The following is a 21,906-nucleotide window of genomic DNA, read 5'->3' on the forward strand; positions in this document are numbered from 1 at the left end:
TGGGCATTCGCGTTTGCCCGTGGTCGCGCCAGCTTTCCCGCCGCAAGAGACCTTCATACCCGATCCTCTCGCCCCCGCCACCCTCGACCTGGCCGGGCGATTTCGTCCGGGTCAGCTGACCGCCCCCCTCAACACTGGATCTCCAACTTGCAGATCCGGAGCTCATGGTGGGAGTGCCCTTCGGTGTGGATCGTGAGCCGCAGCCCCTCCTTGCAGGCCCGGAGCACGATCGCCTCGACACCGCGGTGGCGGCAGTGGAAGGTCTGGCTGCCGCAGCAGTCGGCCAGCACGAATCCCTCGAAATCGCCGAAGCAGTCGAAGCACACTTTGCAGACCTTGCCGGTATAGGTGTGTTCGGTTTCCTTCCCCGGCTGCTTGACGGGAACGCCCGTGGGGGAGGGGAGCACGCCCTTGGAATCGCCACCGAGGCCATCCACGCGGGCCGAGATGTAGGTGATGTACCGTTCAAGCACCGGATACCAGCGACTGGACGGGGCCATCTGGAGGAGCCGCCACTTCATGATGGCCAGCGTGTTCTCCTCCGGGCGCAGCATGACTTCGGCGGTGGTGACGGGGATCTTCACGGAGAAGGTGCCCACCACGTAGCGCCAGCTGCGGGGCTGGACCGAATCCTGCCCAGGCTTCACCTCGGGGTGTCGGCCGGTCTTCAGCTTCGCGCCCTTGGCATCCTCCTCCAGGCTTGCGGGCATGGAGTGGGTCCGGAGGTTGATCTGGGGGTCTTCTCGGGTGGTGATCCTGCGCACCACCACATCGAATTCCTGCCCGGTCACCACCGTGGTCGGGAGGTCCACCGTGAACAATCCCGCGAAGTTTTCGGTTCCACCGGCCGGGATCGGCACGTAGGTCACGCCTCCCGTGACCTTGCATTGGAGGGTGTGGCTGTCCGAGGCGGAGAGCGTGTGCGTGCTGTACAGCTGGGCCGCGAGGGCCACCACGTCGGAGGCCTGGACCTGTGGCCAGTAGATGGAGGCTACACTGCCCACCGGGATGCCGCCCCAGTCGATCATCAGCTCGTCCGGCCGCGAGGCGAATCCCACGGCCCCGCTGGGACGCAAGTCGAAGGTCTGCGGGATGCGATGGGTCGAGGCGGGACCGGGGTTGTCGGAGCGCGTGACCTGGAGGTTCCGCTGGGCCAGCTTGTCCGTGTTCTCGGGGCTGGCGCCGGGGATGACCGGGGCATCGTCATCGGCGATCTGGGCGACGATGCAGTGGTGGGTGCCATTCAGCCAGGCCTGGAGCGGTTTCCCGTCGATCACGTAGCCGGTGTCGTAGAGGTTGAGGAAGCAGCCGTAGTAGGCCCAGACGCTGTCCTGCCCGGCGGGCACGGTCGGGATCTCGATGTCGCGGATGTTGGCGCCGCCCGTTCCGTAGTCGGTATTCGCGTTGAGGTTCCCACTGGCGAAGCAGGGAAGCGTGTGGTGGTCCGTGCCCACCAGGGGCGAACCCGGCAGGCCCTTGCCATCCGGCGTGAAGGGATAGGTGGAGCCGGTCTGGTAGTCCGTGTCGGCGGTCTCGGTGGACCAGAGCCGGAAGAAGACCCGCACCCCCGATGCCTTGCCCGTGGATCCCGCCGTGCCCCGCAGCCGCACCCGGGCCAGGGCGAAGTTGTAGTTGTTGTAGATCGAGAAAATGGGCGGGAAGCCACCCCCGAGTTCCACCGTGAGAGGGGTCACGGAGGAGTCGCCATCCAGCGCATTCCCCGGCTGGGGGATGACGCCGGAGGCGAACGGATCGTTCGAGCCATCCGTGAAGTGGTTGGCGGGATTGTTGAGCCAGGCCAACAGGTTCTGGATGTAGCTGTAGGCCCCCGCCACGCTGTCGGTGGCGAAGGTGGGCCCCCCGGCCACGGGGGTGGGGTTCTTGCCCGGGATGGCCGTGAAGACCCGCAGATCCTGGCTCAGGTAGAACACGTTGTTGTGGGCCGGGTCGATGTTGGTGAAGTAGGGATCCGCGCCGGCCAGCAGCTCGAACTGGGTCGAGGTGTTCGAGCCCGGGACCTTGGTTCCGCCCGCGGCAAGCCAGGCATCGAGTTCGAAGGTCAGGCTTCCCGTTCCCGGGAAGTGGGTCAGGGCCTGGCTGGTGAACTGGATGTCGAAGGGGATCCGGATGCGCTGGGGCGCCTGGGGATTGGCCGCGTTCTCGAAATCGATGTCCGGATTCTGCGAGATCGTAATGCCCGAGAGCCCGGCGAAGGGCCCAGTGGGTGCGGGGATGGCCACCCCCAGGGCATTGAAGGAGTTCTTGCTGAAGCCTTCCACCACCAGCCAGAAGGCCTTGGGCCAGTTCCCCCCGCTGGTGTTGATCACATCCTGGACCTCGTCCTTGCCGAAGGTGTTCTTGTTCATCCAGAAGGACAGCAGCCCGAGGGGGAAGGGATTGTCGACGACCGGACCGGGGATGGCCGCGGTGCCAGAGGAGGGATAGGTGTGCTCCAGCAGGGCCGAGAAGAAGGGATAGGGATCGCCGGCATCGCCCGTCAAGGTGCGATAGGTGGTCGCGAGGTTGGAAGCCCCGGCGGCGAGGATCTGGTTGATGCTGAAGCCCAGCTGCGTGTTCAGGTAGTAGATGAAGGCGAGGGCGCAGCCGAAGCTCGGGATGTCCGTGTCAGTGGCCTTGGTCTGGTTGACCCAGTCCTGGCGGGGCTGCTTGTTCAGCCACTGGTCCACCCATGAGCCGTAGTAGTTGTAGTGGCCGGTCTGGAAGCGCACGATGCCGCAGTACTGGGACAGGCCCTCGCCGCTGCTGTCGCCGGCATTCCATTTCCCGCTGGAGAGGGACATCAGGATCTCGACCCACTCGTTCATGAACACCATCTCGACGCGCCCAGCGGCGGCGCTCGCGGTGCCAGGAATGTTCTGCGCATCCAGGTTGATCGCGCTGCCGTAGCCACTGTTGTTCGCGCCCGGGAAACTGATGCCGGTGGGGGTCGTCGTGTCGCCCAGGTTGAGGTTCACCACCTGCCGGTGGCCCGTGCCGAATTTTCCTCCGGGCGTATTGAACCACCCGGTGGTGACGGTGAACTCGGTCTCGATGACCGAGAGCAGGGCGTTGGCATTGGCGATCACGGTCGCCTGGTTGGGCAGGGTGTCCTCGTACTGCACCAGGAAGTTGGTGGTTTTCCCGGCGCCCTGGCCGATGTCCGTGAGTCCGTCACTCTTCAGTGCCATGGTCGTGCCTCCCGTGGATTTCGTGTCTCGCGCCAGCCTTTCCTGGCACCGGTCCAGAAAACGCCGCTCCGGCCCCACGTGCAGGGCCAGAGTCACACGCTCCCAAACAAGTCCCATGCCATTCGAATGATGCTTTTAACTTATTTATTATAAATATTTAAAATTTTGCATTTTTAAAATCAAAGACTGTTTTTCCTTGTTTCATTTGCGAGACTCATTTGCAAACCATTGGTCGTCACGACCTTGGCCTCCGGCCGGCCCCCGGGGTCACGGCCGGGTCGGAATTCACTCATCTGGGGCAGAACCGACCCGTCATCGGTGCGGACCAGCAGCCCTTCCTCCGCGCCTGACTGCCTCTACGTCTAGTGGCGATCGTGGTCCTTGCGCTCACGTCCCTCGCGCCGGTCCCCATCCTCGTGCTTGCGCTGCCCCTTGTGCTTGCCGTTGTCGTGATGACCTTCGCGCCCGGGCTTCCGCTCGACGCGGCGGCCCTCCCGCTGACGGGGAGTTGGAGCCGGCTTCTTGGACAGGCCCAGGGGATCCGGCAGGTTCAGCGGATTGGGGAGCTGGGCCATCAGCAGCGAACCGCCGAACAGCATGGCCACGAGGGTGCGGGTGAAGCGGGTCATGGGGTCCTCCCTCGGCGGGGTCTGGCAGAGTGCCGAATCCCCGCCGCGATGAACCCTGATCCTACTCCCTCACACAAAAGTCACGGCATGCACCGGCGGCAGGTGCTCGGCCAGGGTGAGCCAGTCGTCGCCCTGGTTCTCGCTGATCCACACCGAGCCCGTGGTGGAGCCGAAGGCCAGGCGCTCGCCGCTGGCATCCAGATCCAGCGCATGGCGGTAGACCAGGTCGTAGGCCCAGCCCTGGGGCAGGCCCCGGTGCAGGGTCTCGAAGCTGCGGCCGCCGTCCCGGGTGCGGTTCACCACCACCCTGCCCTCCACGGGGATCCGCTTCTCGTCCTTGATGGCGGGCACGAACCAGGCCGTATCGGGATCCTTCGGATGCACCACCACGGGGAAGCCGAAGACCGAGGGCTGCACCTCCGTGATCTCGGTCCAGCTCATGGCGTCGTCCGTGCTGCGGAAGATGCCGTTGTGGTGCTGCACCCACCAGTGATCGGGCTGCGCGGGGCACTGCACCAGGCGGTGGGGATCCTGGGATTCCGGGGCCTCCACCAGCTCGGGCGGCGCGTAGTCCGCCCGCATGCCCTTGGTGTGCGCGGTCCAGGTCTGGCCGCGGTCCGTGGTGTGCCATACGCCGCCGCTGGAGACGGCCACCACCACGCGGTCGCCGTTCCGGGGATCCACGCAGACGGAGTGGATGCCCGGCACGTCGGCGCCGCCCCCGGCCCACTTGCGACGCTCGGGCATGGTCCAGAGCGATTCCACCATCTGCCAGGTGGCGCCCAGGTCCTCGCTCCAGAAGAGGCCGCCCGGCAGCGTCCCGGCCCAGAGCAGGCCCGGCTGCGAGGCGAGGCCTGGCGTGAGGCACCAGAAGCGGATGAGGCGCCAGGGGATCTCGCGGCCCAGGAAGTCCTTCTCCACGTGGCCTTCGGGCGGCGTGGGATAGGCGGGCACGCCGATCTCCTCCCAGGTGGCGCCGCGGTCCCGCGAGCGGTGCAGCTTCGCGCCGAAGTGGCCATGGTCCAGGGCCGCGTACCAGGCGCCATCGCGGGGATCCCGCATGCTGAGCGACACGTTGTCCCCCAGGAAGAAGGCCTCGTCCAGGGCCCAGCTCCCCTTTCCCTTGCGGCGGGCGGAGAAGAGTCCCTTGCGGGTGGACACGAGCAGCTGGTCGGACATCTCAACCTCCAGACAGGGCCTGCATGACGAAGATCTCGGCACCCTCGGGCACGGGGTCCGCAAGCCCCTTGCGGTCCGCGATGGGCACGCCATCCACGTAGATGGACATGTGGAACCTCAGCGCACCGTGCTCATCCAGCACGTAGCCCTGGAGCCTCGGGTAGAGGGCGAAGGCCGCCTCCAGGCTCTCGCGCACGGTCGCGCCCGCCACCGCGCAGGGCGGGCAGGCCACGTGGCGCTGGAGGTTGCGGGTGAACGCGACGCGGGGCATGGGGCTCCGGGAGGGCCCTGCCACTGTGTCTCCGGCAAACCTTCCTGTCAAGACAGGCTAGTCGGGCTAATCGAACCGGGTGGGATCGTCCCAGCGCTCCATGTGCGCCAGGATCTGCTGCTTCTCCCGCTCCCGCTGCCTCTGGGCCTCGAGGAAGTCCTCGTCCTCGAGCCGGGTGGGATCGGGAAGGGGGTGCCCGTCCAGGACATGCACCGGCGCGGCGCGCCGTTCCACCCCGACGATCCTGCTCCACGTCTGACGCCGTTCCACGGGACTCATCATGGTCCACCTCCGGCTGCTAACCCAGGATAGGTCGAGCCCGGGGCGACGCCACCCAGGCCTCCCCGGAGGCCTGACGGACCAGCCGAAGGTGGAGGACGCCGCCCAGCCAGGCACAGGGCAGGGCCGTGAGCACGAGGGCGATGGGGCTCACCGCGGCCAAAAAAAACGCAGGGGGTCGCCCCCCTGCGTGGTCCGGTCCGGCTGGATCGGCCTAGATGAGGCCCAGCTGCTTGACGGCCTGGCGCTCCTCGTCGAGCTCCTTGGCGGTGGCGTCCATCTTGGCGCGGCTGAAGGCGTTGATCTCCAGGCCCTTCACGATCTCCACCTGGCCGTTCTTCACGGTGACGGGGAAGCCGTAGACCAGGCCCTCGGGCACGCCGTAGCTGCCGTCGGAGACGAAGGCCATGCTGGTCCACTCGCCCTCGGGGGTGCCCATGGCCCAGCTGCGCATGTGGTCGATGGCGGCATTGGCGGCGCTGGCGGCGCTGCTGAGGCCGCGGGCCTCGATGATGGCGGCGCCGCGCTTGGCGACGGTGGGGATGTAGCTCGTATCGTACCAGGCGTGGTCATTGACCAGGTCGTAGGCGTTCTTGCCGTCCACGGTGGCGTGGTAGAGGTCGGGGAACTGGGTGACGCTGTGGTTGCCCCAGATGGTCATGTTCTTGATGGCGGTGACGGGCTTGCCGGTCTTCTCCGCCAGCTGCGAGATCGCGCGGTTGTGATCCAGGCGCACCATGGCGTGGAACTGGGTGGCCTTGAGCTTGGGGGCATTGGACAGGGCGATGAAGGCGTTCGTGTTGGCGGGGTTGCCCACCACCAGCACCTTCACGTTGCGGCTGGCCACTTCGCTGAGGGCGTTACCCTGGGGCTTGAAGATGCCGCCGTTGGCGTTCAGCAGGTCGGCGCGCTCCATGCCGGCCTTGCGCGGCAGGGCTCCCACCAGCAGGGCATAGTCGGCATCCTTGAAGGCCACCATGGGGTCGTCGGAGGTGACGATGCCGGCCAGCAGGGGGAAGGCACAGTCGTTCAGCTCCATGACGACGCCGTTGAGCGCCTTCAGGGCCGGGGTGATCTCCAGCAGCTGGAGGATCACGGGCTGGTCGTTGCCCAGCATCGCGCCGCTGGCGATGCGAAAGAGCAGGCTGTATCCGATCTGACCGGCAGCGCCGGTGACGGCCACGCGAACGGGGGTCTTCATACTCGATCCTCCTGGGAGATTTGGCTCATTCTATACCCCGCGCCAGATCTGGAAACCAGCGGGTCGGTAATCGTGACCAAGGTCCCTCCGGCACTCCAGTGGAGAGTCGCCCTCAGGCTTCAAGGTCCTTCACCACCTGATCGCCGCCCAGCTGGCGCATCTGGTTGAGGATCCAGCCCTGCCGTCCGCGAATGTACTCGCTGGGGGCGTTCGCCTTGAACTTGCGGGGGTTGGGGAGCACCGCCGCCAGGAGGGCCGCCTCCGAGGGCGTCAGCCGCCTGGCGGACTTGCCGAAGTAGGTGCGCGCGGCGGCCTCCGCCCCGTAGATGCCATCGCCGAACTCCACGATGTTCAGGTAGACCTCGAGGATCCGCTTCTTGGACCAGCCGGCCTCGATGAGCAGCGTGAACCAGGCCTCCAACCCCTTCCGCGTCCAGGAGCGGCTGTTCCACAGGAAGAGGTTCTTGGCCGTCTGCTGCGAGACCGTGGACGCGCCCCGCTTGCGGCGGCTCTTCTCGTTGTGCTGCACCGCCTTCTCAATGGCCTGCCAGTCGAAGCCGAAGTGGTCGGTGAAGTTCTGGTCCTCCGCCGCGATGACCGCCACGCCCAGGCTGGGGGCGATCTCCTCCAGGGGCACCCAGCGGTGACGCGAGGCATAAGGCTTGCCGCTGGACCAGGACTCCACCCGCCGCTGCACCATCAGCCCCGAGGTCGGCACCGGCACGAACCGGAACACCAGCACCAGGATGATGTTCAACGCAAGAAAAAGGCCCAGGGCCCAGGCCAGCCCCACCAGGATCCGCCGCTTCCACCCCCGCTTCTGCTTCGCCATGCCGTCCCATCCCATTCTTGCAATTCAGTCTGCCAGCCCCGGGGCCGATAGGTCTGCATCGGGCCCTGTGGAGCCACCCCTCCGCAGGGTCGGGGCCTGGAGATCCACCGGCATGACCATGGAGCAGGACAAGCGGAGGTACCCTCGGCTGAGCACCACCGGCGGCGAGTACGGCGTGCGGTTCAGGACGAAGGACGCCGACATCCTCGACGCGAACCTGGCCAACCTCAGCGCCGGCGGCTGCGGCCTGGAGGTGCAGCTCCACGAGGCGGCCCACCTGGACGTGGGGGACGCCATCGAGTTCCTGGTGCTCGACCATCCCGACCTGCCCTTCGTGCCCCTCACCGCCACCATCCTGCGGATGCTGGGCAAGGTGGCCGGAAAGACCACCGGCTACGTGCTCATCGGGGTCGAGTTCCAGGACATCACCCCCTTCGTCCGGGAGCTCATCGCGGGCCACGTCACCGCCGAACTGGCGCGGGAGTAGGCATGACCGTCGGCATGCTCAGCGGGAAGGCTCGGCCATGAGGCAGAACCCCTTCGAGATGTTCCTGGACCGCCTGGACCCGACCTGGCGCGGGGATCAGCTGGCCTTCTTCCGCACCCTCGCCGACGTGGGCCGCGGGGCCGTGCCCGAGCTGGCCGAGCGCGTCCTCAAGGCCTCCTGCCCGGCCGCCATGCGGCAGCTGGTGCTCGAGGCCAGCTTCTACCGCCCCTGGCCCGAGTGGATCCCCATCACCAGCCGCCTGCTGCGCCACGAGAAGGATCCGGCCATCTTCGAATCCGGCGCCCGGGCCCTGGGCCGGATGGGCACGCCGGAGGCCCTGGCGGCGCTGCGGGAGCTGGCCCAGACCCGGGCCACCCAACCTTTCCGCGACATCCTCGACCTCGTGCTCCGCGAGTCGGATCCCACCGAGGCCTTCCACCACCACTTCGCCCGCCTGCTCCAGGGCAGCGCCCAGCCCGCCGACGCCAACGAGGGCGCCCACCAGCTGGCGAAGCTGCTCAGCCCGGAGGCCCTGGAATCCATCCGCACCTTGGCCAGCCATCCGGATCTGCTGGTCTATCGCCACGCCCTCCGGCTGCTGGGGCAGATCCAGTCCCCGGAGGCCGCGGACTGCCTGCTCGAGCTGCTGGAGGAGGCCCACCAGGACGCCCTGGCGGACCGGGAGGTGCGCACCCAGCTCACGGCCTTCCGTTCCATGGCCCGGCCGGACGTGCAGGCCCAGGTCATCCAGCTGCTGGCCCAGCGCTGGGAGGCCAGGGATCCCGCCATCGCCGTGGACCTGGGCTCCGACCAACCCGATCGGGTCCAGAGTGCGATCCGCACGATCCGCGACGGGGAGCCCGGGCTCTTCGACACTTTCCTGCTGGACACCCTGGTGGCCTCGCAGGAGGAGAAGCCGGCCCACCTCGCCCGCCACCTGGGCCAGGCGGGCGAGCAGGCTGCCCAGCGCGCCCGGCGCCTGGAGTTCGCCCTGGATGCGACATCCCAGGGGCTGGCGGATCTCGCCGACCAGGGCTGCATCGATCCCCAGCGGCTGCTGAATCCCCTGGCCGAGTGTCTCCGAAGGAACACCGGTCGGGCCGGGGTCGCCTCGGCACTGGCGCGCCTGGTGCCGGTGACGTCGGAGGAGCTGCTCGACCTGCTCGTGCAGGAGCCGGACGGCGCCCTGCGGGTGGCGGCCCTGGAGGTGCTGGGCGAGCGGCGGGATCCCGCCCTGCGGGCCACGCTCCTGAAGCTGCGGCGGGATCCCATCTCGGACCTGGCCCAGCGGACCCTCTGGCACCTGGGCCAGCTGCCGGATCCCGAGGGCCTGGCCCTGGATCGCCTGGCCCTGGCCGATCCCGAAGAGGTCAAGGTGGGGCTGCGCTTCATCGCCATGCACCAGCTGGATGCGCTCGTGCCCAGGCTCCTTGACCTGGTCAGCTCCGAGCCCCAGGAGGTGATCCTGGTGGCCACCCTGGAGACCCTCGGCGCCCTGGGTTCCGCCCAGGCCGTGGATCCGCTCCTGACCCTGCTCCACTCCGGGCAGAGCGCCCGCGTCCAGGTGGCCCTGGCCCAGGCCCTGCGCGACCTGGGCGATCCCGCCGGGGCCATCGCTCTCTGTGGCAAGGCCGTTGAACTGAACTCGCCGGAGCTCCACACGCTGGCCGTGGAGGCCCTGGCCCGGGCCCACGCCACCGCCCAGCAGCCCCTGCCCCTGACCCAGACCCGCGCCCTGGATGGGGCGGTCCGCGCCGCCTGGAATGCCCGCAACCCCTCCTGGTCGCTGCGCCGCCGGCTCGGGGACGCCCTGGTGGCCCTGCAGCTGGAACACCGTCCCTCCTGGGTCGATTTCGCCAGCCTCATCCAGGAGACGCTGCACGAGAAGCGGCCCTCCGGTACCGTGCCCACCGAGGATCTCGCCCCCCTGCAGACCGCCGCCCGGGCCCTCGCCCAGAAGGCGAATGGCTGAGGGTTCCGCAGCCTGACGGCTCGACAGCCGGCACCGGTCCACGGCATCCTCCCGGTGGGAGGACGGCATGACGGAGCAGTTGAGCGGCATGGAACTGGTGGCCCTGGTACAGCGGGTGTTCCAACCCCAGCCGGGCGAACGGGCCCTGGCCATCCTGGTGGACCTGCCCGATGCCCGGGTGCCGGACGAACCGAGCTGGGCCGAGCGCCGCACCATCGCCGCCCAGTGGGTGGAGGAGCTCCAGGCCCACCGGTCCGAGCTGGGCCTGGACACACACCTGGTGGTCTATCCCAACGTCCACACCAACAACGGCGACCTGCCGGAGCGGGCCTGGCTCCACGGAGGCGGCCCCCTGCCCTCCACCGAGGCGCTGGATCCGGCGGCCTCCATCAGCTTCGCGGACCTCTATGCGACGCACCCCATCCTCATCGCCATCACCAAGTTCTCGGCCACGGCGCCCCTGAAGCTGGCCGCGAAGAAGCACCCCATCCGCGCCGCCACCATGCCCGGCTTCCGGGCCGACATGATCCCGGCCCTGCGCCTGGACTACACCGAGGTGAACCGCCGCGTGAACCTGCTGAAGGACCTGCTGGATCGCGCCGAGGGCGCGGACTTCCGCTTCGCCACCCCGGCGGGGCCCTGTGAGCTGCACGTGGACCTGCGCCACCGCACGGGCCACGCCTCGGGCGGCCTCCTGCCCCAGCCCGGCGTGGCCGGCAACCTGCCCTCGGGCGAGGCCTACATCGTGCCCTACGAAGGCGAGCTGCCGGAGGACCCCAGCCGCACGGCGGGGGTGATGCCCGTGCAGTTCGGCGCGGAGATCGTGCGCTACCGCATCGTGGCGAACCAGGCCCTGGAGGTGCTCAGCGAAGGGCCGAAGTCCCGCGAGGAGGCCGCCCTGCTCGCGAAGGAGCCCGCCTACGGCAACCTCGCCGAGCTGGGCCTGGGCGTGCTCTCGGCCTTCGGCGTGAAGCCCATCGGCGAGATCCTGCTGGACGAGAAGCTGGGCCTGCACCTGGCCTTCGGCCGCAGCGACCACTTCGGCGGGCAGGTGGGACCCGCCCAGTTCTCCGGTCCCGACGCCGTCATCCACATCGACCGCGTCTACGTCCCCGAGACCCAGCCGGACGTGAGGGTCCTGGGTGTGGACCTGACCATGGCCGATGGCGGCACGGTCGCGCTCATGCGGGATGGCGAGTACGCAGTGGGATTCTGAGCCTGAGGAGGCGATGGGTCGCTTTCATGACACCGGGCAGCTGATCGATCGGTCCATGTGTCGATATCAATTTATAAATGTTGCGTTTTCAAACCAATAAGCCAACCCTTGGCGAAAATAACAATTGGTAATATCTAACAAATTTCCATCTTTTTCCTGTTCCGTTTTGCTAGCCTGGATCGAATGCCTGACCACCGTGGACCTGAAGGAATCAGGAGCCTGGAGAGAAGGATCCGTTTCCCAGGGAGGCCATCGGAATGTCCCGGCTCAAGAGCATGGTGCTGTGGAAGTCGATCCTTCTGACCACCCTTTGCGCCCTGGCCATCTTCGGCCTCTGGTGGTGGGGGCTCGTCCACTCCGTGGAGACCCAGGGCCAGGCCCGCGCTGAGGGCTCCCTGGCCCAGGTCCAGCAGATCATCACCCGCGAGTTCCTGAGGGCCGAAGAGACCGGAACCGCCTTCGGCCTGTGGTGGACCCGGGAGGAGGGCCGCCTGGATGGCCCCGGCAGCCTCCAGAGCGTCATCCCCTTCCTGGAGAAGGGCGCCATCATCACGAACCTCATCCTCAGCCGCGAGGATGGGGATTCCGCCTGCGTCGTGCGGAAGGACGGGGCCTGGAACCTGGTGCTCTTCAAGGGCGGCCGGAATCCCAGGCGCTACCTGGTGCAGCAGGGCCGCTGGGTGCCGGGCCCCATCGACGGACGGGAGGTCTACGAGGCCCGCGAACGCCACTGGTACCGGTTCGGGGCGGCCCAGACGGCCCCGGCCTGGACCCCGGAGGCCTACCGGTACTACACCTCCACCGTGGCGGGGTTCACCTTCACGGTCCCCGTCCGCAATGCCCGGGGGGCCCTGGTGGGCGTCGTCGGCGTGGATGTCTCCCTGGAGGAGCTGACCCACCTGATCTGGGAGAACCGGCCCACCCCGGGTTCCCGGATGATCGCCACGGACCCCGCCGGCCGCCTGCTCGTGCCCCCGCGCCTGCCCGGGATGCTGGATCAGGGCACCCGGTTCCGGAACCAGCTGGCCGCCCTCTCCCCGGGGCCCAGGGGCGACCTGCTGATGGGGACCGTGGCCGCGCCGCCCGGGGAGGGGCTCACCTTCCTCGATGCCGGCAAGTCCTATGTGAGCGCCTCGGGCACCTATGCCACCAAGGGAGAGCCCCGCATGAACCTCCACATGGCCATCCCAACGGAGGATCTCTTTCCCGGCCAGCGGCGCTTCGCGGTCTTCACCTTCCTCCTGGCCCTGGCCGCGGTCCTCGGCGTGGCCTGGACCATGCTGGACCTCCACCAGCGCGTGGTGCGACCCATGAGCCAGCTGGCCAAGTCGGCGACCTCGTCCCCGGGGGATTCCGCCGAGGCCATGGACTTCGATTCCGACATCTGGGAGCTGCAGCGCGTCGGTGAGAAGCTGCGCCTGGCGGGCCGGGCCGACCGCGAGCGGGAGCGCCTGCTGCATCAGGTGGAACACAGCCAGCGCGTGGACTCCGTGGGGATGCTGGCCCCGGGCATCGTCCATGACGTGAACAACCAGCTGACCATGGTGCTGGGCCAGATCACCATCTGCCAGACCCTCCTCGAAGCCCACCCCGAGCTGCAGCCGCACCTCCACGCGGCCGAGGGCGCCACCATCAAGTGCGCAGAGGTGCTCCGCGCGCTCATGGATTACAGCCGGCCCGACCTGGGCCGCCGGGAACAGCTGAGCCTGAACGTCGTGGTGCAGGAGGCAGCCGCGCTCCTGCGGCGGGTGCTGGGGAGGGCCGTCCGGATCGAGACGGAGCTTGCCCCCGACCTTCCCCTGCTGTTCGGCGAGCCGGTGAAGCTCCAGCAGGTGCTGGTGAACCTGGGGCTGAACGCCCGCGACGCCATGCCCGATGGCGGGCTGCTCCTGCTGCGGACCTGCCGGGCCGGCGACGGCGCCTGCCTGGAGGTGAAGGACGGCGGCTGCGGCATGAGCGAAGAGGTGAAGCAGCGGGTCTTCGAGCCCTTCTTCACCACCAAGGAGGCGGGCAAGGGCACGGGCCTGGGGCTATCCATGGTCGCCAACATCGTCGCCGCCCACGGCGGGCAGATCCAAGTCGAATCCGAACCCGGCACCGGCACCCGCTTCCGCATCGAATTCCCCCCTTCCCTGCGCAAGCGGTCAGGCTTGGCAGGCGAGGTGGCGGATCTGGAATCGACCGGGGCCTAGACCCGGTACTACTCAGCGCTTGGGATAGGCCGGCACCGCCGGGAAGGCCGGGGTGGGATTCTCCTTGAGCTGCTTGAGGAGGGTCGCGATGCCCACTTCAAGCTGCGGGTCGCGGCCCTGCATGAGGCTGGCGGGATCGTTCTCCACGGTGAGGTCGGGGTCGGCGCCATGGTTCTCCACCCACCACTTGCCTTCGCGGCCGTAGAAGCCGTTGTTGCTCTGCTCCACGGTGCCGCCATCCAGCGTGAACTGGGTGTTGATGATGCCCACCAGGCCGCCCCAGCTGGGGACGCCCACGATGGTGCCCAGGTTGCGGGCCTTCACGTGCATGAGGAAGGCCTCGCCGTCGCTGCCGTTCTGCTCGTTGGTGAGGAAGACGTAGCGGCCGTCCGAGGCGGTGTTGGGATAGCGGAAGGGCTCGACGCCGCGCATGACGTTGAAGCCCACCTGCTTGCGCTCCAGCTTGTCGATCATGAAGTATTCGGTCCAGCCGCCGCCGTTGCCGCGCACGTCGATGACGATGCCCTTCTTGTAGCGGAAGGCGCGCCAGTACTTGTCGAACTGGCCGATGTTCTGGTCGCCCATGGCCGTGATGTGCATGTAACCCAGCTGGCCGTTGGAGGCCTTGTCCACGGTGGCGATGTTGCCCGCGATCCAGCGGTGGTAGCGCAGGTCCCAGTCGTTCGGCACGGGCTCCACCTCGACGGTGCGGGCGCCTTCCATCGTGGGCCTGGCGTTCACGGTGAGCGTCACCTTCTGGCCCTTGATGACCTGCAGCCGGGCCTGGATGGCGTCAGGGGCGCGCAGGGGCTTGCCGTCGATGGCGAGCAGGTACTCGCCCTCCTTCACCTTGGGCGCGGGGTCCGCCAAGGGGGCCTTGAGGTCCCGGGCATAGGCCGTGGGGCCATACACCTTGGCGAACTTGTAGACGCCGTTCTCTGCGGTGAAATCGGCACCCAGCAGGCCCGGGAAGACCGGGTTCGGCAGGGGCCGGCCCGGACCGGCGTCGCCGCCGCCCACGTAGGTGTGGCTCACGCACAGCTCGCCCACCATCTGGCTCAGCAGCCAGTTCAGCTCCTGCCGGGAGTTCAGCTCCGGCAGCCAGGCGCGGAACTTGGCGCCGATGGCGTTCCAGTCGTTGCCGTTCATGTCCTTGTCATAGAAGAAGTCCCGGTACCAGCGCCAGGTGTCCTCGAAGATCTGCTTCCACTCGGCGCGGGGATCCACGGTCATGGTCATGCGCTCCAGGTCCAGCTTCTCCGGCAGGACCTTGGTGGTGAACACGGCGGCAGCCTCGCCGGTGTGGAAGTTCGGGCCCTTGCGGATGAGGAGCCGCTTGCCTTCGGCGTCGAAGACCCAGTCGCTCACGGGCTCCACCAGCACGGCCTCCTTGTCCTTCTTGGCGGCGGGATCGTAGAGATGCAGCTTCCACTTCTCCGCGCCGCGGGGTCCGTAGAGCTCCTCCACCACGCTGTCGTCCCAGCCCTCGACCTCGTCCCAGCCCACGAGGCCCCTGCCGGCCTTGAGGTGGAACAGGTTGCCGGGCTTCACGGGCAGCGGCGCGATGCGCTCCGCCAGGCCGGCCACGTCGATGCGGAAGGCGTTGCTGGCGGACGCCGAGGACGCAGCCTTGTCCTCGCCGGCCTTCAGCTTCACGGCCATGACCTGCACCGGCGCGGACTGGATGTGGTTGTCCTGGCTGGGGTCGAGGCGGGTCTGGAAGTTGCTGTAGCTGAGGAAGTAGAGGGTGCTGCCATCGAGATCGAAGCGGGGGTTCAGGCAGTCGTAGAACCCGTCCGTCAGGGTGACCTTCTGCTTCGAGGCGAGGTTGAAGAGGTGGATGCGGCTGTTGTGGTTGGGTTCCACGAAGCTGTAGGCGACCCACTGGGAATCCGGCGCCCAGGCGTAGTCGCTTGCTTCCCAGGTGAACTGGTCGTTCTTCAGCTCATGGGACTCGTCCACCTTGGTGAGCTTCTTCGTGGGCACGTCCATGACATAGAGGGCGAAGCTCTTGTCGCCGAAGAGGACCTTGGTGCCGTCGGGGCTCCACTCCAGGTGGTAGAGGGCGGTCTTCAGGCCCGTGGGGATGCGCTCCGCGACGCCGTCCACGGGCTGGACAACCAGGTCGTAGTCGCCGCTGGCATCGCTGAAGTAGGCCACGCGCTTGCCGTCCGGCGACAGGCGGGGCATGCGCTCCCGCACCCCCGGCGTCTTCGTGAGGTTCTGGGCGGGCTTGGTCGCATCCGTGGGCAGGAGGAACACCTCGCCCCGGGCCTCGAACACGGCCTGCCCGGCCGCGAGGCTCATGGCCTGGATCCAGTCCTTGGGATTCACGGGCCGGGGCGCGGCCTTCCAGCCGTCGCTGCTGGTGGTCACGGGCACGAGCCGCACGGCCTTGGTGGCCAGGTCCAGGGCCTGCAGGTGGCCGCCCTGCACGAAGACCACGGTACGGCCATCGGTGCTGGGCTGCTGGGCGTCGAAGTCCTTGAGGTCGGTCAGGGGCTCCACGGCCTTCGTGGCGGGATCCACCGCGTAGAGATTGGTGATGCCGGTGGTGCCGCGATCGGATTCGAAGATGACCTTGCCGCCGGCCCAGATGGGGGCGCCGTTGCGGCCCACGAAGTCCGTGAGCTTCTCGAAGCGCCCGCTCTTCAGGTCCGCCAGCCACAGGTCCGGATGGTCGCCGCCCTTGTAGCGCTTCCAGTAGTACTCGGCCCGCCCCTTGGCGTTGTAGGCGAAGCGCTGGCCATCGGGGGACAGCGTGCCCGAGGTGCCGCGCGGGATCGGCAGGGCCTCGGGCTGGTGGCCCTCGAGGTCCACGGTGAAGAAGCGCTCCACGGGGCGGCGGTCAAAGTCCGCGACGGTCTTGAAGAGCACCTTCTTGCCATCGGGCGTCCAGCCCTGCACGGTGGCGCCGCCACCCCAGGTGAGACGCTTCGGTGCGCCGCCCTCCGCGGGCATCACGTAGACCTGGTTGCCGCCGTCGTACTGGCCGGTGAAGGCGATCCACTTGCCATCGGGGCTGAACCGGGCGGCGGTCTCCACGCCGGGATGGGTGCTGAGGCGCCGCGCCGGGCCGCCTTTGAGGGAGCCGAGCCAGAGGTCGTCCTCCCAGGTGAACACCACGCGGTCGCCGTTCACGTCCGGTGAGCTGACGAAGCGGGGGGTGCGGTCCTGGGCCACGAGACCACAGGCGAGGACCAGCAGGAGGGAAGCGCGGCTCAGCATCAAAGACTCCGAGAACGGGTCCACCACTATACATCGTTTAACGAGGAGCCAGCTCTCCGGCTCGCCCCACCTTCCGCCCCAGCCTTGTGCAACCCCGGGGCCGGTGCTAGCTTGGCTGATCCCAGTAGCCGCCATGACACCTTCCGCCCGCCTCATCCCTGCCGCCATCGCGATTATTTCGCGCGAGGGGGCATAGGCCGGATCTCATCCCGATTCCAAGCCACCCCCCGCACCATCAGGTCGGGGGGTTCTTCTTTATGCGGAGCCACCCTTGAATCAAGCCCCAGCCCCTTCCCGAGAGATCCTCGAACGCATCCTCACGGCCCTGGTCTACGACGTGGCCATCGAATCGCCCCTGGAAGCGGCGCCGAAGCTGTCCGGCCGCGTGGGCAGCCCGGTGTGGCTGAAGCGGGAGGACCTGCAGCCGGTCTTCTCCTTCAAGCTGCGGGGGGCCTACAACAAGATGGCCCACCTCACGCCGGCGGCGCGGGAGCGGGGCGTCATCGCCGCCTCGGCCGGCAACCACGCCCAGGGCGTGGCCCTGGCGGCGCGGAAGCTGGGCTGCCAGGCGGTGATCGTCATGCCCGTCACCACGCCCGGCATCAAGGTGGACGCGGTGCGGACCCTGGGGGCGCAGGTGGTCCTGCACGGCGACTCCTTCGAGGAGGCCTATGCCCACTCCCAGGCCCTGGCCCAGTCCGAGGGCCGGGTCTACATCCACCCCTACGACGACCTCGATGTCATCGCCGGCCAGGGCACCATCGGCCTGGAGCTGCTGCGCCAGATGCCCCGGGGCATGCAGGCCGTCTTCGTACCTGTGGGCGGGGGCGGCCTCATCGCGGGCATCGCCGCCTACCTCAAGCGCCTGCAGCCGGGCATCCGCATCATCGGCGTGGAGCCCGTGGATGCCGACGCCATGAGCCAGTCTCTGGCGGCGGGCCGCCGCGTGCGCCTGGACCGGGTGGGGCTCTTCGCCGACGGCGTGGCCGTCAGCCAGGTGGGTGAGCTCACCTTCGACCTCTGCCGCCAGTTCGTGGATGAGGTGGTGCTGGTGAACACGGACGAGATCTGCGCCGCCATCAAGGACGTGTTCGAGGAGACGCGCTCCGTGCTGGAACCCGCCGGGGCCCTGGCCGTGGCGGGGCTGAAGGCCTGGGCCGCGCGCCAGGGGCCTGACACAGACACCGGCAACCTGGTGGCCATCCTGTCGGGCGCCAACGCCAACTTCGACCGCCTGCGCTTCGTGGCGGAGCGTGCGGAGCTGGGCGAACGGCGCGAGGCCATCCTCGCCGTCACCATCCCCGAGCGGCCCGGCAGCTTCAAGGCCTTCTGCGAGCTCATCGGCCACCGCTCCATCACCGAGTTCAACTACCGCCTGGCGGACCCGCAGCAGGCCCACATCTTCGTGGGCCTGCAGATGGCGGACCGCTCGGAGCTGGAGCCCCTGCTGGCCCGCCTGCGGGCCGAGGGACTGGAAGCCCAGGACCTCAGCGACAACGAGATGGCCAAGCTCCACGTGCGCCACCTGGTGGGCGGCCGGGCGCCTGCAGCGACGGACGAGCGCATCTACCGCTTCGAGTTCCCGGAGCGCCCCGGCGCCCTGCTGCGCTTCCTGGAGCGCATGAGCCGCGGCTGGAACATCTCGCTCTTCCACTACCGCAACCACGGCGCCGACTACGGCCGCGTGCTGGCGGGCATCCAGGTGCCGCCCGGGGACCAGGCGGCCTTCCAGGCCTACCTCGACGGCCTGGGCTACCGCTTCGTGGACGAGGGGGAGAACCCCGCCTACCGCTTGTTCCTGGCCTAGAACAACCTTCCCACCAACGTCGCCAGCGCGGTCTCGGTGCGGAGGATGCGCGGACCCAGGTCCAGGGGCTGCAGGCCCGCGTCCAGCAGGCTCTGCACCTCGGCGTCGATCCAGCCGCCTTCGGGGCCGATGGCCAGGGTGATGGGAGCGGCCAGGGCCTTGGGGGCGGTCCCGCCGGTGCCCGGGTGGGCCAGCAGGCCCGTGCCGCCCGCCAGCAGGGCGGGCAGTTCATCCTCCACGAAGGGCCGGAAGAGCCGTGCCAGGCGCAGCTCGGGCAATACCGTGTCCTTGGCCTGCTCCAGGCCCAGGAGCAGCTGGTCGCGCAGGTTCTCGGGCCGCATCTTCGGGCTGGTCCAGTAGGCCTTCTCGACCTTCCAGGCATTGAGCAGCACCATGCGGGCCACGCCCAGGCTGGCGGCGGCGGCCACGACGCGGTTGAGCACCTTCGGGCGCGGCACGGCGAGGACCAGGGTCAGCGGCAGCTTCGGGGGCGGGGTCAGGTCCAGCGTCAATGCCAGGTCCAGGACTCCCTCCTCCAGTCGCAGCACCCTGCCCCGGCCCATGGCCCCACCCAGCAGACCCACGGCCAGGTCGTCGCCGACCTGCGCGCGGTGCACCTCGCGCACGTGCTCGAGGCGCCGTCCGGTCAGGTGCGCCCGGTCCGGAGCGACCAGGTCCTCGGGGAGCAGCAGCACCAGGTTCAGGAGAGGTCCTTGACCAGGATCAGGTCCCGGTCGATCTGCTGGCCGATCTGGAACACGTGGTCGCCCGCCTCGCGGAAACCCTGGCGGGCGTAGAAGGCCAGGGCCCGGTCGTTGTGCTCCCAGACCCCCAGCCAGAGCACGTCGGCGCCCCAGGCCCGGGCCTGGATCACCGAGGCCTCCATGAGCGCGGCACCGAAGCCGCTGCCGTGAGCCTCGCGCAGCACATAGATCCGCTGCAGCTCGACAGGGCGGACGCCGGTGACGCAGGGCTCCCGGTGGCCCAGGCGGAGCTGGGCGAAGCCGACGGGCCGCCCCTCGGCCTCCAGCACCAGGGCGGGACGGAAGGGATCCGCCAGTTCCGTGCGCTGGATGGCGTCGCCGTAGGCGTCCGCCAGGAAATTCGCCAGATCCTGGGACGAGCAGATGGCCTCGAAGGTCTCGCGGAAGGTCTGCGCACCCAGTGCCGCCAGGGTCGGCGCATCGTCCAGCGTGGCGGGTCGGATGGTGAAGTCGGAGACCATCGGCTACCTCTCCTTGGCGGTCTTGGCTTTGGACTTGGCTTTGGACTTGGCCTTCGGCTTCGCCTTCATGGCCACGGCGATGGCCCTGGCCATCCACTGGGCCAGCGCCTCCGGGTCCTCCAGCACTTCTTCGGGCAGCTCGTAGTACTGCATGGGCCGGTCCGGATCCCCGAAGGGCAGGAAGGGCCCCTTGCCCGCCGCCACGAAGTCCGGGCGGTTGCTGTCGTCCACCTTGAAATAGATCACGCCATCATCGGCCAGGGCGAAGGCGCGGCCCTCCGCAAAGAAGGTCAGACCGCCGAACATGGGTCGGGTGGTGATCGGACGGATCTGCCCCAATTGCTCGAGGAGGTATGTGCGGAAGCTCACTGAGACGGCCATGGCGACCATGCTACCTTCCCTGAAGCTGGGCTGTCCCGGCGTCTTTTGACAGGATCCAGCCATGCGGATCAACACGCTCGACGAGCTGCTCCTTGCCGTGAAGGATCGCCCCCGCAAGCGCCTGGTGGTGGCCTGGGCCAACGACGCCCACACCCTGGAGGCGGTGAACGCCGCCGTGGAGGCGGGCCTGGTGGAGGCCTTCCTGGTGGGTGACGAGCCGGTCATGGCCAGGGGCTGCCAGGAGCTGGGCCTCCCGCGGGAGCGCTTCCGCATGACCCACGCCGCCACGGATCGCGATGCCGCAGCCAAGGCCGTGGCCATGGTCCGCTCGGGCGAGGCCGACCTGCTCATGAAGGGCCTGCTCAGCACGGAGCTGTACATGCGGGCCATCCTGAACAAGGAGCAGGGCCTCCTGGATCCCGGCGCCATCCTCAGCCACGTGACCGTGATGGAGCACCCGGGCCATCCCAAGCTCCTCATCGCCGGCGACGTGGCCGTGATCCCCGAACCCGAGTTCAAGGAGAAGGTGGCCATCCTGGGCTACCTGGTGAAGACCGCCAAGGCGCTGGGGATCGAGACGCCCAAGGTCGCGGTGCTGTCGGCCTCGGAGCAGGTGCAACCCAAGCTGCGCTCCAGCGCCGAGGCGGCCCTGCTCTCGAAGATGGCGGACCGGGGCCAGATCAAGGGAGCCTTCGTGGACGGCCCCATGGCCCTGGATGGTGCCATCGATCCCGATTCCGCCCGCATCAAGAGCATGGGCGGCCCCGTGGCCGGGGACGCGGACTGCCTGCTCTTCCCGAACCTCGAGGCGGGCAACACCTTCTACAAGGCCGGCACCAAGCTGGGCGGCGCCGAGATCGCCGCCGTGGTGGCCGGGGCCCGGGTCCCCTGCGTCCTCAGCAGCCGCGGCGACAGCGCCAAGACCAAGCTCAGCTCCATCGCCCTGGCGGCCCTCCTCGCCTAGCTATTTCCCCTCGGCCTTCAGCTCCGTGAAGGCGAAGGTCATGCGCTCCTTCCGGCCCTGGGTCCAGACCGTGACGTCCAGGTTGGCCGGCACGGGCATCCCGTCGAGCGCCTGGTTCACGATGAGCACCTTCAGGGTCATCGCGGCGCCGCCGTTCTGGGGCGTGAAGTCGGCGTCGTAGCCGGTGAGCACGAAGGTGCCCGCCTGCCGGTCGAAGGTGGGACGGATGGCGGCGTGGAAGGCCGGTGCGATCACCTTCATCTCCGTCACCGCGAAGGTGCGGTCCAGGCGCAGATCCACGCTGACGCCGCCCCGTTCCTCCCAGTTCAGCTGGAAGTGGGTGCCCAGGTCCTCGGCCTTGCAGGGCGCGCCGGAGGGCGGAATGGGAGAGTGCACCATGAAGGGTGCCCAGGTCTGGAAGAAGCCGTTGATGGCCTGCTCCACGCCCTGGTTGACCTGGTTCAGGCCGCTGGTGGCGCCTTCGTTGGGGGCATCCACGAAGTTGTGGGTGACCTGGGACTGGCCGTGGGCGCCCACCCGCCCCTCGTAGCGGATCTGCTTCAGGAGCTTCACCGCGGCCTCGTAGCCGGCGGGGTTGGTCTTGGCCAGCTCCACCAGCGTCAGGGGCCAGTCGGGGGTGACGGCAAAGCGGTAGCCGCGGAAGCCCTTGTCCGACAGGCCGACATAGGCCCCGCGGGCCTGGCTCAGGATGGCCTCGGGCTGGACCTTCGCCTTGGCGGGAGGCTCAGCCTGGGCGGCCTTCAAGGTCGGCGCGGCGAGGCCGACGAAGCCGGTGAGAAGCAGGGTGGCGAAGCGGCATCGCATCACGGCATTCCTCCAGGGACACAGCAGGAC

18 protein-coding genes are annotated in these 21,906 nt (G+C 68.5%); 6 read left to right on the forward strand and 12 right to left on the reverse strand.

The features are described from left to right. Window positions 1–128: 128 nt before the first annotated feature. From QOZ81_RS09010 to mtgA, 7 genes are all read right to left on the reverse strand, one after another. Window positions 129–3,188 carry a hypothetical protein gene (locus tag QOZ81_RS09010; RefSeq protein ID WP_291198740.1) on the reverse strand — a complete coding sequence of 1,020 codons (3,060 nt, stop codon included), beginning with the start codon at window positions 3,186–3,188 and terminating at the stop codon, window positions 129–131. Between the two features lie 362 nt (window positions 3,189–3,550). Further along, window positions 3,551–3,817 carry a hypothetical protein gene (locus QOZ81_RS09015; RefSeq protein WP_291198738.1) on the reverse strand — a complete coding sequence of 89 codons (267 nt, stop codon included), beginning with the start codon at window positions 3,815–3,817 and terminating at the stop codon, window positions 3,551–3,553. Window positions 3,818–3,886: 69 nt separating this feature from the next. After that, the gene (locus tag QOZ81_RS09020; RefSeq protein WP_291198736.1) at window positions 3,887–4,996 is read right to left on the reverse strand and encodes a WD40/YVTN/BNR-like repeat-containing protein; all 1,110 of its coding nucleotides are present in this window, start codon (window positions 4,994–4,996) and stop codon (window positions 3,887–3,889) included. A 1-nt stretch (window position 4,997) separates the two neighbouring features. Then, the gene (locus QOZ81_RS09025; protein WP_291198734.1) at window positions 4,998–5,267 is read right to left on the reverse strand and encodes a MoaD/ThiS family protein; all 270 of its coding nucleotides are present in this window, start codon (window positions 5,265–5,267) and stop codon (window positions 4,998–5,000) included. A 66-nt stretch (window positions 5,268–5,333) separates the two neighbouring features. After that, window positions 5,334–5,549, reverse strand: coding sequence for a hypothetical protein (locus tag QOZ81_RS09030; RefSeq protein ID WP_291198732.1), 216 nt, complete (start codon window positions 5,547–5,549; stop codon window positions 5,334–5,336). 211 nt (window positions 5,550–5,760) lie between these two features. Then, window positions 5,761–6,747: a malate dehydrogenase gene (locus tag QOZ81_RS09035; protein WP_291198730.1), complete on the reverse strand. Its 987-nt coding sequence runs from the start codon at window positions 6,745–6,747 to the stop codon at window positions 5,761–5,763. A gap of 112 nt (window positions 6,748–6,859) precedes the next feature. Further along, window positions 6,860–7,579: a monofunctional biosynthetic peptidoglycan transglycosylase gene (gene mtgA / locus QOZ81_RS09040; RefSeq protein ID WP_291198728.1), complete on the reverse strand. Its 720-nt coding sequence runs from the start codon at window positions 7,577–7,579 to the stop codon at window positions 6,860–6,862. A 112-nt stretch (window positions 7,580–7,691) separates the two neighbouring features. Here mtgA and QOZ81_RS09045 point away from each other — a divergent pair, with 112 nt between their 5' ends. The 4 genes from QOZ81_RS09045 to QOZ81_RS09060 all read left to right on the forward strand — a co-directional run bounded on the left by QOZ81_RS09045 (window position 7,692) and on the right by QOZ81_RS09060 (window position 13,446). Further along, window positions 7,692–8,066 (forward strand): PilZ domain-containing protein, encoded by a 375-nt coding sequence (locus QOZ81_RS09045; RefSeq protein WP_291198726.1) that lies wholly within the window; start codon window positions 7,692–7,694, stop codon window positions 8,064–8,066. A gap of 37 nt (window positions 8,067–8,103) precedes the next feature. Further along, complete coding sequence (locus QOZ81_RS09050; RefSeq protein ID WP_291198724.1) at window positions 8,104–10,038, forward strand: HEAT repeat domain-containing protein; 1,935 nt, start codon at window positions 8,104–8,106, stop codon at window positions 10,036–10,038. A 67-nt stretch (window positions 10,039–10,105) separates the two neighbouring features. After that, window positions 10,106–11,254, forward strand: coding sequence for a hypothetical protein (locus QOZ81_RS09055; RefSeq protein WP_291198722.1), 1,149 nt, complete (start codon window positions 10,106–10,108; stop codon window positions 11,252–11,254). A 257-nt stretch (window positions 11,255–11,511) separates the two neighbouring features. Further along, entirely contained in the window at window positions 11,512–13,446 is a 1,935-nt protein-coding gene (locus QOZ81_RS09060; RefSeq protein WP_291198720.1) for a sensor histidine kinase, read from the forward strand. A gap of 12 nt (window positions 13,447–13,458) precedes the next feature. On the opposite strand, the gene QOZ81_RS09065 is transcribed toward QOZ81_RS09060, so the two are convergent. Then, the gene (locus QOZ81_RS09065) at window positions 13,459–16,674 is read right to left on the reverse strand and encodes a S41 family peptidase (RefSeq protein ID WP_291198718.1); all 3,216 of its coding nucleotides are present in this window, start codon (window positions 16,672–16,674) and stop codon (window positions 13,459–13,461) included. 271 nt (window positions 16,675–16,945) lie between these two features. Between QOZ81_RS09065 and ilvA the strand changes: the two genes are divergently transcribed. Beyond that, on the forward strand, window positions 16,946–18,481 hold the full coding sequence (gene ilvA, locus QOZ81_RS09070; RefSeq protein ID WP_291198716.1) for a threonine ammonia-lyase, biosynthetic: 1,536 nt from the start codon (window positions 16,946–16,948) through the stop codon (window positions 18,479–18,481). Here the strand turns inward: ilvA and QOZ81_RS09075 are convergent. Genes QOZ81_RS09075 through QOZ81_RS09085 form a run of 3 tightly spaced genes read right to left on the reverse strand, consistent with a single transcriptional unit; the run spans window position 18,478 to window position 20,096 of the window. Beyond that, on the reverse strand, window positions 18,478–19,185 hold the full coding sequence (locus QOZ81_RS09075) for a 16S rRNA (uracil(1498)-N(3))-methyltransferase (protein WP_366082962.1): 708 nt from the start codon (window positions 19,183–19,185) through the stop codon (window positions 18,478–18,480). The two genes, ilvA and QOZ81_RS09075, sit on opposite strands and share 4 nt — an antisense overlap. Beyond that, window positions 19,182–19,706, reverse strand: a complete 525-nt coding sequence (locus tag QOZ81_RS09080) for a GNAT family N-acetyltransferase (RefSeq protein ID WP_291198712.1) — start codon at window positions 19,704–19,706, stop codon at window positions 19,182–19,184. The genes QOZ81_RS09075 and QOZ81_RS09080 overlap by 4 nt, the downstream gene beginning before the upstream one ends. 3 nt (window positions 19,707–19,709) lie before the next feature. Then, entirely contained in the window at window positions 19,710–20,096 is a 387-nt protein-coding gene (locus tag QOZ81_RS09085) for a TfoX/Sxy family protein (RefSeq protein ID WP_291198710.1), read from the reverse strand. A gap of 52 nt (window positions 20,097–20,148) precedes the next feature. Between QOZ81_RS09085 and QOZ81_RS09090 the strand changes: the two genes are divergently transcribed. Continuing rightward, entirely contained in the window at window positions 20,149–21,051 is a 903-nt protein-coding gene (locus QOZ81_RS09090; protein WP_291198707.1) for a phosphate acyltransferase, read from the forward strand. Here the strand turns inward: QOZ81_RS09090 and QOZ81_RS09095 are convergent, their stop codons facing one another. After that, window positions 21,052–21,876, reverse strand: coding sequence for a hypothetical protein (locus QOZ81_RS09095; protein WP_291198704.1), 825 nt, complete (start codon window positions 21,874–21,876; stop codon window positions 21,052–21,054). It abuts the gene before it with no gap. Window positions 21,877–21,906 lie beyond the last annotated feature (30 nt).

Source organism: Geothrix sp. (assembly GCF_030219325.1).
GTDB lineage: Bacteria > Acidobacteriota > Holophagae > Holophagales > Holophagaceae > Geothrix.

Coding starts and splice junctions, on each gene's coding strand:
- QOZ81_RS09015 (WP_291198738.1), bottom strand. CDS start 3,817: ATGACCCGCTTCACCCGCACCCTCGTGGCCATGCTGTTCGGCGGTTCG.
- QOZ81_RS09065 (WP_291198718.1), bottom strand. CDS start 16,674: ATGCTGAGCCGCGCTTCCCTCCTGCTGGTCCTCGCCTGTGGTCTCGTG.
- mtgA (WP_291198728.1), bottom strand. CDS start 7,579: ATGGCGAAGCAGAAGCGGGGGTGGAAGCGGCGGATCCTGGTGGGGCTG.
- QOZ81_RS09045 (WP_291198726.1), top strand. CDS start 7,692: ATGACCATGGAGCAGGACAAGCGGAGGTACCCTCGGCTGAGCACCACC.
- QOZ81_RS09060 (WP_291198720.1), top strand. CDS start 11,512: ATGTCCCGGCTCAAGAGCATGGTGCTGTGGAAGTCGATCCTTCTGACC.
- QOZ81_RS09095 (WP_291198704.1), bottom strand. CDS start 21,876: ATGCGATGCCGCTTCGCCACCCTGCTTCTCACCGGCTTCGTCGGCCTC.
- QOZ81_RS09035 (WP_291198730.1), bottom strand. CDS start 6,747: ATGAAGACCCCCGTTCGCGTGGCCGTCACCGGCGCTGCCGGTCAGATC.
- QOZ81_RS09055 (WP_291198722.1), top strand. CDS start 10,106: ATGACGGAGCAGTTGAGCGGCATGGAACTGGTGGCCCTGGTACAGCGG.
- QOZ81_RS09010 (WP_291198740.1), bottom strand. CDS start 3,188: ATGGCACTGAAGAGTGACGGACTCACGGACATCGGCCAGGGCGCCGGG.
- QOZ81_RS09050 (WP_291198724.1), top strand. CDS start 8,104: ATGAGGCAGAACCCCTTCGAGATGTTCCTGGACCGCCTGGACCCGACC.
- QOZ81_RS09025 (WP_291198734.1), bottom strand. CDS start 5,267: ATGCCCCGCGTCGCGTTCACCCGCAACCTCCAGCGCCACGTGGCCTGC.
- QOZ81_RS09020 (WP_291198736.1), bottom strand. CDS start 4,996: ATGTCCGACCAGCTGCTCGTGTCCACCCGCAAGGGACTCTTCTCCGCC.
- QOZ81_RS09080 (WP_291198712.1), bottom strand. CDS start 19,706: ATGGTCTCCGACTTCACCATCCGACCCGCCACGCTGGACGATGCGCCG.
- QOZ81_RS09030 (WP_291198732.1), bottom strand. CDS start 5,549: ATGATGAGTCCCGTGGAACGGCGTCAGACGTGGAGCAGGATCGTCGGG.
- QOZ81_RS09090 (WP_291198707.1), top strand. CDS start 20,149: ATGCGGATCAACACGCTCGACGAGCTGCTCCTTGCCGTGAAGGATCGC.
- QOZ81_RS09085 (WP_291198710.1), bottom strand. CDS start 20,096: ATGGTCGCCATGGCCGTCTCAGTGAGCTTCCGCACATACCTCCTCGAG.